Consider the following 13,341-nt stretch of genomic DNA (forward strand, 5'->3'; position numbering starts at 1 on the left):
ACCCCAGACAAACAAAAACGGCCCCTATATAAATAGAGGCCGTTCCCGGTACAACTCAAGACGTTATCGCAAGACAAGTCTTATTTGCGGTCTTCCAGCTTGGTCAGATCACGCGACTCGTAACCCGTGTACAACTGGCGCGGACGGCCAATCTTGTACGGGCTGGAGAGCATTTCTTTCCAGTGCGAAATCCAGCCAACAGTGCGTGCCAGGGCGAAAATCACGGTGAACATGCTGGTCGGAATGCCGATCGCCTTGAGGATGATCCCCGAGTAGAAGTCGACGTTCGGATACAGCGAGCGTTCGATGAAGTACGGATCGGTCAGGGCGATCTCTTCCAGGCGCATGGCCAGCTCGAGTTGCTTGTCGTCCTTGATGCCCAGTTCCTTCAACACTTCGTCGCAGGTCTGTTTCATCACGGTGGCACGCGGATCGCGGTTTTTGTAAACGCGGTGACCGAAGCCCATCAGTTTGAACGGATCGTTCTTGTCCTTGGCCTTGGCGATGAACTTGTCGATGTTCGAAACGTCGCCAATCTCATCCAGCATGGTCAGAACGGCTTCGTTCGCACCGCCGTGGGCAGGGCCCCACAGTGCGGCGATACCGGCAGCGATACAGGCGAACGGGTTGGCACCCGAAGAACCTGCCAGGCGCACGGTGGAAGTCGATGCGTTCTGCTCGTGGTCGGCGTGGAGGATGAAAATCCGGTCCATGGCCTTGGCGAGCACCGGGCTGATCGGTTTGATCTCGCACGGGGTGTTGAACATCATGTGCAGGAAGTTTTCCGCGTACGTCAGGTCGTTGCGCGGGTACATCATGGGTTGGCCCATGGAGTACTTGTAAACCATCGCTGCCAGGGTTGGCATCTTGGCAACCAGGCGGATCGCGGAGATTTCGCGATGCTGCGGGTTATTGATGTCCAGGGAGTCGTGGTAGAAGGCCGAGAGGGCGCCGACTACGCCGCACATGACGGCCATCGGGTGGGCGTCGCGACGGAAACCGTTGAAGAAGGTTTTCAGCTGCTCGTGAACCATGGTGTGGTTTTTCACGGTGCTGACGAACTGGGCCTTCTGTTCTGCTGTCGGCAGTTCGCCGTTGAGCAGCAGGTAGCAGGTCTCCAGGTAGTCCGACTTTTCAGCCAGCTGTTCGATCGGGTAACCGCGGTGCAACAGAATGCCGTTGTCGCCGTCGATATAGGTGATCTTCGATTCGCACGAAGCGGTCGACATGAAACCAGGGTCGAAAGTGAAGCGGCCCGTGGCCGTCAGGCCCCGAACATCGATTACATCGGGACCAACGGTGCCGGTTAAAATGGGCAGCTCGACGGGGGCTGCGCCCTCGATGATCAACTGCGCTTTTTTGTCAGCCATGTGGCCTCCTATTTATGCTTGAACCATCAGACAGACCCCCCACGCAGGGCCCGCACCACTATAGTGAGATAAATTCGAATGTCAATTTGCCTAAAGTCTTGCTCCAGAAGGCTTTAAGCGCACTTTTTCCTCGAAATTGACTGCCATTTACGCCTTTTATACGAGTTGTGCAATCAGCTATTTGGGGTAGGTGATTGCGTTGTCATTAGTAGCCTAACTGTCTATACTCGGCCACCGACCGCCAAGGGCTTTTGGGCCTGCTTTATTGGGGGTCGCATCCCTGGGTGGTGGTTACCTGACCAGTGCACTCCCCAACAACTTTGCCCTGATTGTTAGGGGCTCTTCAGTGTGAAAAAAAAGCCGTGAAAAGCCAACGACCTGTAAACCTAGACCTAAGGACCATCAAACTCCCCATCACCGGCGTTACGTCGTTTCTTCACCGTGTTTCCGGCATCATCCTCTTCCTGGGCCTCGGCTTCATGCTTTATGCATTGGGCAAATCCCTGGGTTCCGAGGAAGGTTTTGCCGAAGTGAAGGCATGCTTGACCAGTCCGCTGGCCAAGTTCGTAGCATGGGGCCTCCTGTCCGCTCTGCTGTATCACCTGGTAGCCGGTGTGCGCCACTTGATCATGGACATGGGCATCGGTGAGACGCTGGAAGGCGGCCGCCTGGGCTCGAAAATTATCATCGCCGTTTCCGTGGTGTTGATCGTTCTGGCAGGAGTTTGGATATGGTAACCAGCGTTACGAACCTTTCGCGTTCGGGCCTCTATGACTGGATGGCGCAACGTGTGTCTGCGGTTGTTCTCGCGGCTTATTTCATCTTCCTGATCGGATACCTTGCAGCGAATCCGGGCATTGGCTACGACCAGTGGCACGGCCTGTTCGCTCACAACGGGATGCGTATTTTCAGTCTGCTGGCCCTCGTTGCCCTCGGCGCTCACGCCTGGGTCGGCATGTGGACCATCGCGACCGACTACCTGACGCCGATGGCGCTGGGCAAGTCCGCGACTGCAGTACGTTTCCTTTTCCAGGCAGTTTGCGGCATCGCGATGTTCGCTTACTTCGTCTGGGGTGTGCAGATTCTCTGGGGTATCTGATTCATGGCTAACATTCCAACGATTTCTTTCGACGCCATCATTATTGGTGGTGGCGGTGCCGGCATGCGCGCTGCGCTGCAACTGGCACAGGGCGGTCACAAGACTGCCGTGATCACCAAGGTCTTCCCGACGCGTTCGCACACTGTATCCGCCCAGGGCGGTATCACTTGCGCCATCGCCTCCGCCGACCCGAACGATGACTGGCGCTGGCACATGTACGATACCGTCAAGGGTTCCGACTACATCGGTGACCAGGACGCTATCGAATACATGTGTCAGGAAGGCCCGGCTGCCGTGTTCGAGCTGGACCACATGGGTCTGCCGTTCTCGCGTACCGAGCAGGGTCGTATCTACCAGCGTCCGTTCGGCGGTCAGTCCAAGGACTACGGCAAGGGCGGTCAGGCTGCACGTACTTGCGCCGCTTCCGACCGTACCGGTCACGCGCTGCTGCACACCCTTTATCAGGGCAACCTGAAAGCCGGTACCACGTTCCTGAACGAGTACTACGCTGTTGATCTGGTCAAAAATGGCGAAGGCGAATTCGTCGGCGTGATCGCGATCTGCATTGAAACCGGCGAAACCACCTACATCCGCGCCAAGGCCACCGTACTGGCTACCGGCGGTGCAGGTCGTATCTACGCGTCCACCACCAACGCCCTGATCAACACCGGTGACGGCGTCGGCATGGCTCTGCGTGCCGGCGTACCGGTACAAGACATTGAAATGTGGCAGTTCCACCCGACCGGCATCGCCGGCGCCGGTGTACTGGTTACAGAAGGTTGCCGTGGTGAGGGTGGTTACCTGATCAACAAGCACGGCGAGCGTTTCATGGAGCGTTATGCTCCGAACGCCAAAGACCTTGCCGGTCGTGACGTGGTTGCCCGTTCGATGGTTAAAGAAATCATCGCCGGCAACGGTTGCGGTCCGAATGGCGACCACGTAATGCTCAAACTCGACCACCTGGGCGAGGAAGTGCTGCACAGCCGTCTGCCAGGCATCTGCGAACTGTCGAAGACTTTCGCCCACGTTGACCCGGTTGTTGCGCCGGTTCCGGTTGTTCCGACTTGCCACTATATGATGGGCGGCGTTGCCACCAACATTCATGGTCAGGCGATCACCCAGAACGCCGAAGGCGTGGACCAGATCATTCCTGGTCTGTTCGCGGTAGGTGAAGTGGCTTGCGTATCGGTTCACGGTGCCAACCGTCTGGGCGGCAACTCGCTGCTCGACCTGGTGGTATTCGGCCGCGCTGCCGGCCTGCACCTGGAAAAAGCCCTGACTGACGGTATCGAGTACGACGACGCCACCGAAGCTGATATTGATGCAGCCCTGTCGCGACTGAACGCGCTGAACAGCCGTACCGATGGCGAAGACGTGGCAACCCTGCGTCGCGAGCTGCAAAGCTGCATGCAGAACTACTTCGGTGTATTCCGTACCGGCGAATACATGCAGAAAGGTATCGCTCAGCTCGCTGACCTGCGTACCCGCATCGCCAACGTGAAGATCAACGATAAGTCGCAGGCGTTCAACACTGCCCGTATCGAAGCGCTGGAACTGCAAAACCTGCTGGAAGTGGCTGAAGCTACCGCCATCGCTGCCGAAGTGCGTAAAGAGTCCCGCGGTGCTCACGCCCGTGAAGACTTCGAAGATCGTGACGACGAAAACTGGCTGTGCCACACCCTGTACTTCCCGGGTGACAAGCGCGTCACCAAGCGTGCCGTGAACTTCTCGCCGAAGACTGTTCCGACTTTCGAACCTAAAGTCCGGACTTATTAAGGGTGACCGCCATGTTGCAAGTCAGTGTTTATCGCTACAACCCTGATCAGGACGCTGCGCCGTTCATGCAGGAATTCCAGGTCGATACCGGTGGTAAAGACCTGATGGTGCTGGATGTGCTGGCGCTGATCAAAGAGCAGGACGAGGGTTTTTCCTATCGTCGCTCTTGCCGTGAAGGCGTCTGCGGCTCCGACGGCATGAACATCAACGGCAAAAACGGTCTGGCGTGCATCACGCCGCTGTCTGCCGTCGTAAAAGGTAACAAGTTGATCGTTCGTCCTCTGCCAGGTTTGCCGGTTATCCGTGACCTGGTCGTCGATATGAGCATCTTCTACAAGCAATACGAGAAGGTGAAGCCTTACCTGCAGAACGACACGCCGGCTCCGGCCATCGAGCGTCTGCAGTCGCCAGAAGAGCGTGAAAAGCTTGACGGTCTGTACGAGTGCATCCTGTGCGCCTGCTGCTCGACTTCTTGCCCGTCCTTCTGGTGGAACCCGGACAAGTTCCTGGGTCCAGCTGCACTGCTGCAAGCCTACCGCTTCCTGGCAGACAGCCGTGACACCAAGACCAACGAGCGTTTGGCTTCGCTCGATGACCCGTTCAGCGTATTCCGCTGCCGGGGCATCATGAACTGCGTCAACGTATGTCCGAAAGGCCTGAACCCGACTAAGGCCATCGGTCACATCCGTAACATGCTGCTTTCGAGCGGCGTGTGATTCAGCTGCTGTAACCGCTGTACCGTAGAGGCTGTGGCGCGGGCTTCAACCCGCGTCATGGCTATAACCAGAGCAGCAGCCATAAGCTGCGGCTCTTATTTTGAAGAAATGAGACAAGCAGGGGCATCCGGGCTGGTACCCGGACTATCAGCGTGATCCTAGGTGGCTTGTTTTGGTCGCTGCATTCGGACTTCTGCAAGTTTGCTCGGTGTCGACGCCGATGGTGTTCCCCTAACCGAGGGTGACCAAGCATGCAAGAAAGCGTGATGCAGCGCATGTGGAACAGCGCCTACCTTTCAGGTGGAAACGCTGCCTATGTGGAAGAGCTTTATGAGCTCTACCTGCACGACCCTAACGCTGTGCCAGAAGAGTGGCGCACCTACTTTCAGAAGTTGCCTGCCGACGGCAACTCTGCCACTGATGTTTCGCACTCCACAATTCGCGATCATTTTGTGCTGCTGGCAAAGAACCAGCGCCGCGCCCAACCGGTTTCCGCCGGCAGCGTGAGCAGTGAGCACGAGAAGAAGCAAGTTGAAGTGCTGCGATTGATCCAGGCCTACCGTATGCGTGGCCACCAGGCAGCCCAGCTTGACCCGCTGGGGCTGTGGCAGCGTCCTGCACCTGCAGACCTGTCGATCAATCATTACGGCTTGACCAATGCCGATCTTGATACGACCTTCCGTGCCGGCGACCTGTTCATCGGCAAAGAGGAAGCGAGCCTACGCGAAATTCACGAAGCGTTGCAGCAGACATATTGCCGCACCATCGGCGCTGAATTTACGCATATCACCGATTCCGAGCAGCGCCAGTGGTTCCAGCAGCGTCTGGAAAGCGTGCGTGGTCGTCCGACGTACTCCGCCGACATCAAGAGCCACCTGCTTGAGCGCGTGACTGCCGGTGAAGGCCTGGAAAAATACCTGGGCACCAAATACCCGGGCACCAAGCGTTTCGGTCTGGAAGGCGGCGAAAGCCTGATTCCGATGCTCGACGAACTGATCCAGCGTTCCGGTTCCTACGGCACCAAGGAAGTCGTCATCGGCATGGCCCACCGTGGCCGTCTGAACGTGCTGGTCAACACCTTCGGCAAGAACCCGCGCGAGCTGTTCGACGAGTTCGAAGGCAAGAAGAAGGTCGAGCTGGGTTCCGGTGACGTTAAATACCACCAGGGCTTCTCGTCCAACGTGATGACCGCCGGCGGTGAAGTTCACCTGGCCATGGCGTTCAACCCGTCCCACCTGGAAATCGTTTCCCCGGTGGTTGAAGGTTCGGTTCGCGCCCGTCAGGATCGTCGTAACGACCCTACCGGCGAGAAGGTTCTGCCGATCTCCATCCACGGTGACGCGGCATTCGCCGGTCAAGGCGTGGTGATGGAAACCTTCCAGATGTCGCAGACCCGCGGTTTCAAGACCGGCGGTACCGTGCACATCGTGATCAACAACCAGGTTGGTTTCACCATCAGCAACCCGCTGGACTCGCGCTCCACCGAGTACGCGACCGACGTTGCGAAAATGATCCAGGCGCCGATCCTCCATGTGAATGGTGATGATCCGGAAGCCGTATTGTTCGTGACCCAGCTGGCCATCGACTACCGCATGCAGTTCAAGCGTGACGTGGTGATCGACCTGGTCTGCTACCGTCGTCGCGGCCACAACGAAGCCGACGAACCAAGCGGCACCCAGCCTCTGATGTATCAGCAGATCACCAAACAGCGCACCACCCGTGAGCTGTACGCTGATCGTCTGACCCAGGGCGGTGTGCTCGATGCCGAGCGTGTTCAGGCGAAAGTCGACGAATACCGCAACGCGCTGGACAACGGTCTGCACGTCGTGAAATCGCTGGTCAAAGAGCCGAACAAAGAGCTGTTCGTGGACTGGCGTCCGTATCTGGGCCATGCCTGGACTGCGCGTCATGACACTCGCTTCGATCTGAAGACCTTGCAGGAACTGTCCGCCAAGCTGCTGGAAATTCCGGAAGGCTTCGTGGTTCAGCGTCAGGTCGCGAAGATCTACGAAGACCGTCAGAAGATGCAAGCCGGCGGCCTGCCGATCAACTGGGGTTACGCCGAAACCATGGCGTACGCGACCCTGGCGTTCGAAGGTCACCCGATCCGCATGACCGGTCAGGACATCGGCCGCGGTACGTTCTCGCACCGTCACGCTGTGCTGCACAACCAGAAAGACGCGGGCACCTACATTCCGCTGCAGAACCTGTACGACGGTCAGCCACGCTTCGACCTGTACGACTCGTTCCTGTCGGAAGAAGCGGTACTGGCGTTCGAATACGGTTACTCGACCACCACGCCAAACGCGCTGGTGATCTGGGAAGCCCAGTTCGGCGACTTCGCCAACGGTGCACAGGTTGTTATCGACCAGTTCATCACCAGCGGCGAGCACAAGTGGGGCCGTCTCTGCGGTCTGACCATGTTGCTGCCACACGGCTACGAAGGTCAGGGCCCTGAGCACAGCTCGGCACGTCTTGAGCGTTACCTGCAGCTGTGCGCCGAGCACAACATTCAGGTGTGCATGCCGACCACGCCGGCACAGATCTACCACTTGCTGCGTCGTCAGGTGATTCGCCCGCTGCGCAAGCCATTGGTTGTTCTGACTCCGAAGTCGCTGCTGCGCCACAAGCTGGCCATCTCGACGCTGGAAGATCTGGCCGAAGGTTCGTTCCAGACCGTTATCCCGGAAATCGATGCACTGGACCCGAAAAAGGTCGAGCGCGTGGTTCTGTGCAGCGGCAAGGTCTACTACGACCTGCTGGAAAAACGCCGTGCCGAAGGCCGCGAAGATATCGCCATCGTGCGTATCGAGCAGTTGTACCCGTTCCCTGAGGACGACTTGAAAGAAGTCCTGGCTCCATACACCAACGTCAAACACGCCGTTTGGTGTCAGGAAGAGCCGATGAACCAGGGCGCCTGGTACTGCAGCCAGCACCACTTGCGTCGCAGCATCAGCAACCTCGACAAATCTCTCGTACTTGAGTACGCGGGCCGTGAGGCTTCTGCTGCACCTGCATGTGGTTACGCATCGATGCACGCCGAGCAGCAGGAAAAACTGCTGCAAGACGCGTTTACCGTTTAACGCCTTCGCGCACCTGAAACCGAATTTAAGGAACCACAGATAATGGCTATCGAGATCAAAGCCCCCACTTTCCCGGAATCGGTTGCCGATGGCACCGTTGCCACCTGGCACAAACAACCGGGCGACGCCGTCAAGCGTGACGAACTGATCGTCGACATCGAAACTGACAAAGTCGTACTGGAAGTTCTGGCTACCGCCGACGGCGTGCTGGGCGCAATCGTCAAGGGCGAGGGCGAAACCGTCCTGTCCGACGAAGTGCTGGGCTCCATCGTTGAAGGCGGCGCTGCTGCCGCTGCTCCGGCTGCCGCTGCTGCTCCGGCCGCTGCTACTGCTGCACCGGCTGCTGCCGAAGGCGAAGAAGATCCTGTGGCTGCACCGGCTGCCCGCAAGTTGGCTGAAGAAAACGGCATCAACATCGCCTCCGTTGCCGGCACCGGCAAGGGCGGTCGTGTGACCAAGGAAGACGTGGTTGCAGCCGTTGCTGCCAAGAAAGCCGCTCCGGCTGCCGCGCCTGCCAAGGCTGCTGCCCCTTCGGCCGCCGCGCCTGTGTTCGCTGCTGGCGACCGCATCGAGAAGCGCGTACCGATGACCCGCGTTCGTGCCACCGTGGCCAAGCGTCTGGTAGAAGCTCAGTCGAACATGGCGATGCTGACCACTTTCAACGAAGTCGACATGACCGAAGTCATGGCGCTGCGTTCGAAGTACAAGGATCTGTTCGAGAAGTCCCACAACGGCGTACGCCTGGGCTTCATGTCGTTCTTCGTCAAAGCAGCTACCGAAGCGCTGAAACGCTTCCCGGCTGTCAACGCGTCGATCGACGGCGGCGACATCGTTTACCACGGTTATGCTGACATCGGCGTTGCCGTTTCCAGCGACCGCGGCCTGGTTGTTCCGGTTCTGCGTAACGCCGAGCTGATGAGCCTGGCTGAAATCGAAGGCGGCATCGCAACATTCGGCAAGAAAGCCCGTGACGGCAAACTGTCGATGGACGAGATGACCGGTGGTACCTTCACCATCACCAACGGTGGTACCTTCGGTTCGATGATGTCGACCCCGATCGTCAACCCGCCGCAGGCAGCGATTCTGGGCATGCATAACATCATCCAGCGTCCTATGGCCATCAATGGTCAGGTCGTTATCCGTCCGATGATGTACCTGGCACTGTCCTACGATCACCGTCTGATCGATGGCAAAGAAGCTGTAACCTTCCTGGTGACCATCAAGAACCTGCTGGAAGATCCGGCTCGTCTGTTGCTGGATATCTGATAGAAGCAGCTGCAAGCTTCGAGCGACAAGCCGCAAGAAAAGGCGGCTTGGCTTGAAGCTTGTGGCTTGAAGCTTTTCGCTAAAGAGGATTTTTTGAATGTCGCAGAAATTTGACGTAGTAGTGATCGGTGCCGGCCCTGGCGGTTACGTAGCTGCCATCAAGGCCGCGCAGCTGGGTCTGACCACTGCCTGCATCGAGAAGTACACCGACGCCGAAGGCAAGCAAGCCTTGGGCGGTACCTGCCTGAACGTCGGCTGCATTCCTTCCAAGGCGCTGCTGGACAGCTCCTGGAAATACAAGGAAGCCAAAGAAAGCTTCAACGTTCACGGTATCTCGACCGGCGAAGTCAAAATGGACGTCGCTGCGATGGTTGGCCGCAAGGCTGGCATCGTCAAGAACCTGACCGGCGGCGTTGCCACCCTGTTCAAGGCCAACGGCGTTACTTCGATCCAGGGCCACGGCAAACTGCTGGCTGGCAAGAAAGTCGAAGTCACCAAGCCTGACGGCTCGGTTGAAGTCATCGAAGCTGAAAACGTGATCCTGGCACCGGGCTCGCGTCCAATCGACATTCCACCGGCTCCGGTTGACCAGAAAGTCATCGTCGATTCGACGGGCGCACTGGAATTCCAAACCGTTCCCAAGCGTCTGGGCGTGATCGGCGCTGGCGTGATCGGTCTGGAACTGGGTTCGGTGTGGTCGCGTCTGGGTTCTGAAGTAGTTGTCCTCGAAGCACTGGACACCTTCCTGATGGCAGCGGACACCGCTGTTTCCAAGGAAGCGCTGAAAACCCTGACCAAACAAGGTCTGGACATCAAACTGGGCGCTCGCGTAACCGGTTCGAAAGTCAACGGCGACGAAGTCGTTGTTAACTACACCGATGCCAACGGCGAACAGACCATCACTTTCGACAAGCTGATCGTAGCCGTTGGTCGCCGTCCGGTGACCACTGATCTGCTGGCTGCCGACAGCGGCGTGACCCTGGACGAGCGCGGTTTCGTGCACGTTGACGATCACTGCGCCACCACCGTACCGGGCGTTTTCGCCATCGGTGACGTGGTTCGCGGCATGATGCTGGCTCACAAAGCTTCGGAAGAAGGCATTATGGTTGTCGAGCGCATCAAGGGTCACAAGGCCCAGATGAACTATGACCTGATCCCTTCGGTTATTTATACTCACCCGGAAATCGCGTGGGTTGGCAAAACCGAGCAGGCCTTGAAAGCTGAAGGCGTTGAAGTTAACGTCGGCACCTTCCCGTTCGCCGCTTCCGGCCGTGCCATGGCCGCCAACGATACCGGTGGTTTCGTCAAGGTCATCGCAGATGCCAAGACTGACCGTGTATTGGGCGTGCACGTGATTGGCCCGAGCGCTGCAGAACTGGTTCAGCAGGGCGCGATCGGTATGGAATTCGGCACCAGCGCTGAAGACCTGGGCATGATGGTTTTCTCCCATCCGACCCTGTCTGAAGCCTTGCACGAAGCTGCTCTGGCTGTGAATGGCGGCGCCATCCACATTGCCAACCGCAAGAAGCGTTAATAGACAATAAGAAACCACGGCGGTAACGGCCCGTCGTGAGCCTTGCGAGCAAGTCTCACCGCGGAATGTCCGCTGGACGCAGTCTTGCGTAGCTGCACCGGGTATCCGGAAAGGTTACGCAAGCAGCAGTCACAGGTGGCGCGGCACTCATAAAGAGCGCAGCGCCGAATGCGCAGTACCTAACGAAGACGGTAAAAAGCATGAATCTTCACGAGTATCAGGGTAAGCAGCTGTTCGCTGAATACGGCCTGCCAGTTTCCACTGGTTACGCAGTAGACACCCCGGAAGCAGCAGCAGAAGCTTGCGACAAAATCGGCGGCAGCGAGTGGGTTGTCAAAGCCCAGGTCCACGCCGGTGGTCGCGGTAAAGCGGGCGGCGTCAAGCTGGTTCGCAGCAAAGAAGACGCCAAAGCCTTCGCACAGCAGTGGCTGGGCAAGCGTCTGGTGACTTACCAGACTGACGCCAATGGCCAGCCAGTCACCAAGATCCTGGTTGAATCGTGCACTGATATCGCTAAAGAGCTGTACCTGGGCGCTGTCGTTGACCGTTCGAGCCGTCGCATCGTGTTCATGGCTTCCACCGAAGGTGGCGTGGACATCGAGAAAATCGCTCACGACACTCCAGAAAAAATTCTGAAAGCCACTATCGATCCACTGGTTGGCGCTCAGCCATTCCAGGGTCGCGAGCTGGCATTCCAGCTGGGTCTGGAAGGCAAGCAGGTTGCTCAGTTCGCCAAGATCTTCGTAGGTCTGGCCAAGCTGTTCAAGGATCACGACCTGGCTCTGCTGGAAGTGAACCCGCTGGTGATCAAGGCTGACGGCGATCTGCACTGCCTGGATGCCAAGATCAACATCGACGCCAATGCCATGTACCGTCAGCCTAAGCTGAAGACTTTCCACGATCCGTCGCAAGACGATCCGCGCGAAGCGCACGCTGCCAAGTTCGAACTGAACTACGTAGCACTGGAAGGCAACATCGGCTGCATGGTCAACGGTGCTGGCCTGGCCATGGGTACCATGGACATCGTCAACCTGCACGGCGGCAAGCCAGCCAACTTCCTTGACGTAGGTGGTGGTGCTACCAAAGAACGCGTTACCGAAGCATTCAAAATCATTCTGTCCGACACTAACGTCGCTGCAGTACTGGTTAACATCTTCGGCGGCATCGTTCGCTGCGACATGATTGCCGAAGGCATCATCGGCGCTGTGAAAGAAGTCGGCGTGAAAATCCCGGTTGTTGTTCGCCTTGAAGGCAACAACGCTGAGCTGGGCGCTAAAGTACTGGCAGAAAGCGGTTTGAACATCATCGCTGCTACCAGCCTGACCGACGCTGCTCAACAAGTTGTCAAAGCTGCGGAGGGCAAATAATGAGCGTCCTGATCAATAAAGACACCAAAGTTATCTGCCAGGGTATTACCGGTTCGCAAGGTAGTTTCCACACCCAGCAAGCCATCGAATACGGCACCAAAATGGTGGGTGGCGTTACTCCTGGTAAAGGCGGCACCGAGCACCTGGGTCTGCCAGTGTTCAACACCGTCAAAGACGCAGTAGCTGCTACCGGCGCTACCGCCAGCGTGATCTACGTTCCGGCTCCTTTCTGCAAAGACTCGATCCTGGAAGCTGCTTTCGGCGGCATCAAGCTGATCGTCTGCATCACCGAAGGCATTCCTACCCTGGACATGCTGGACGCTAAAGTTAAGTGCGACGAGCTGGGCGTAGTCCTGATCGGCCCTAACTGCCCAGGCGTGATCACCCCAGGCGAATGCAAGATCGGCATCATGCCAGGTCACATTCACTTGCCAGGCAAAGTCGGTATCGTTTCGCGTTCCGGCACCCTGACCTACGAAGCTGTGAAGCAGACCACTGACGCCGGTTTCGGTCAGTCGACTTGCGTCGGCATCGGCGGTGACCCGATCCCGGGTTCGAACTTCATCGACATCCTGAAACTGTTCCAGGAAGACCCGAAGACCGAAGCGATCGTAATGATCGGCGAGATCGGCGGTTCGGCTGAAGAAGAAGCGGCTGCCTACATCAAGGCGCACGTGACCAAGCCGGTTGTTTCCTACATTGCTGGTGTGACTGCTCCTCCGGGCAAGCGCATGGGCCATGCTGGCGCAATCATTTCTGGCGGCAAAGGCACTGCAGACGAGAAATTCGCTGCGCTGCAAGACGCAGGCGTAAAAACCGTGCGTTCGCTGGCAGACATCGGCAAGGCCCTGGCCGAGCTGACTGGTTGGGCTGTCAAGTAAGCCTCGCGCTTAGCTGACGCTTTACCAAACAAAGGCCACCTTCGGGTGGCCTTTGTCGTTTCTGCAATAAGGAATGTTGCGAAGGCTTTTTGTGGCGAGGGGATTTAGCGAAACGTCGCACCGCCCCGTTGGGCTGCGCACCAGCCCCAGTACAAGCACCGGCGACCAGTCAGGTAATCCCGGTTGATATTCCTTGGGGCAGCTGCGCTACCCAACGGGGCGGTGCGACGTTTCGCTAAATCCCCTCGC

10 protein-coding genes are annotated in these 13,341 nt (G+C 57.9%); 9 read left to right on the plus strand and 1 reads right to left on the minus strand.

The genetic code is table 11. The features are described from left to right. Positions 1-80: 80 nt before the first annotated feature. Positions 81-1,370 carry a citrate synthase gene (gene gltA / locus F2P67_RS10930; protein WP_008077946.1) on the minus strand — a complete coding sequence of 430 codons (1,290 nt, stop codon included), beginning with the start codon at positions 1,368-1,370 and terminating at the stop codon, positions 81-83. Between the two features lie 362 nt (positions 1,371-1,732). On the opposite strand from gltA, the gene sdhC reads away from it, so the two are divergent. From sdhC to sucD, 9 genes are all read left to right on the plus strand, one after another. Continuing rightward, the gene (gene sdhC, locus F2P67_RS10935) at positions 1,733-2,107 is read left to right on the plus strand and encodes a succinate dehydrogenase, cytochrome b556 subunit (RefSeq protein WP_015096190.1); all 375 of its coding nucleotides are present in this window, start codon (positions 1,733-1,735) and stop codon (positions 2,105-2,107) included. Further along, positions 2,101-2,469 (plus strand): succinate dehydrogenase, hydrophobic membrane anchor protein, encoded by a 369-nt coding sequence (sdhD, locus tag F2P67_RS10940; protein WP_007919900.1) that lies wholly within the window; start codon positions 2,101-2,103, stop codon positions 2,467-2,469. The genes sdhC and sdhD overlap by 7 nt, the downstream gene beginning before the upstream one ends. Before the next feature lie 3 nt (positions 2,470-2,472). Then, positions 2,473-4,245 (plus strand): succinate dehydrogenase flavoprotein subunit, encoded by a 1,773-nt coding sequence (sdhA, locus tag F2P67_RS10945; RefSeq protein WP_166220216.1) that lies wholly within the window; start codon positions 2,473-2,475, stop codon positions 4,243-4,245. Between the two features lie 11 nt (positions 4,246-4,256). Further along, on the plus strand, positions 4,257-4,961 hold the full coding sequence (locus F2P67_RS10950) for a succinate dehydrogenase iron-sulfur subunit (protein ID WP_038364054.1): 705 nt from the start codon (positions 4,257-4,259) through the stop codon (positions 4,959-4,961). Positions 4,962-5,212: 251 nt separating this feature from the next. Further along, positions 5,213-8,044, plus strand: a complete 2,832-nt coding sequence (locus tag F2P67_RS10955) for a 2-oxoglutarate dehydrogenase E1 component (RefSeq protein ID WP_166220218.1) — start codon at positions 5,213-5,215, stop codon at positions 8,042-8,044. Between the two features lie 42 nt (positions 8,045-8,086). After that, positions 8,087-9,310, plus strand: a complete 1,224-nt coding sequence (odhB, locus tag F2P67_RS10960; protein ID WP_166220220.1) for a 2-oxoglutarate dehydrogenase complex dihydrolipoyllysine-residue succinyltransferase — start codon at positions 8,087-8,089, stop codon at positions 9,308-9,310. A gap of 97 nt (positions 9,311-9,407) precedes the next feature. Beyond that, a complete protein-coding gene (lpdA, locus tag F2P67_RS10965) occupies positions 9,408-10,844 on the plus strand; it encodes a dihydrolipoyl dehydrogenase (protein ID WP_102356807.1) in 1,437 nt (478 codons plus the stop codon). Positions 10,845-11,044: 200 nt separating this feature from the next. Further along, positions 11,045-12,211, plus strand: coding sequence for an ADP-forming succinate--CoA ligase subunit beta (sucC, locus tag F2P67_RS10970; RefSeq protein ID WP_007919879.1), 1,167 nt, complete (start codon positions 11,045-11,047; stop codon positions 12,209-12,211). Beyond that, positions 12,211-13,092 (plus strand): succinate--CoA ligase subunit alpha, encoded by an 882-nt coding sequence (sucD, locus tag F2P67_RS10975; protein WP_007919877.1) that lies wholly within the window; start codon positions 12,211-12,213, stop codon positions 13,090-13,092. The genes sucC and sucD overlap by 1 nt, the downstream gene beginning before the upstream one ends. Positions 13,093-13,341: the final 249 nt, after the last annotated feature.

It is taken from the genome of Pseudomonas atagonensis, from assembly GCF_011369485.1.
GTDB classification, from domain to species: Bacteria; Pseudomonadota; Gammaproteobacteria; order Pseudomonadales; family Pseudomonadaceae; genus Aquipseudomonas; species Aquipseudomonas atagonensis.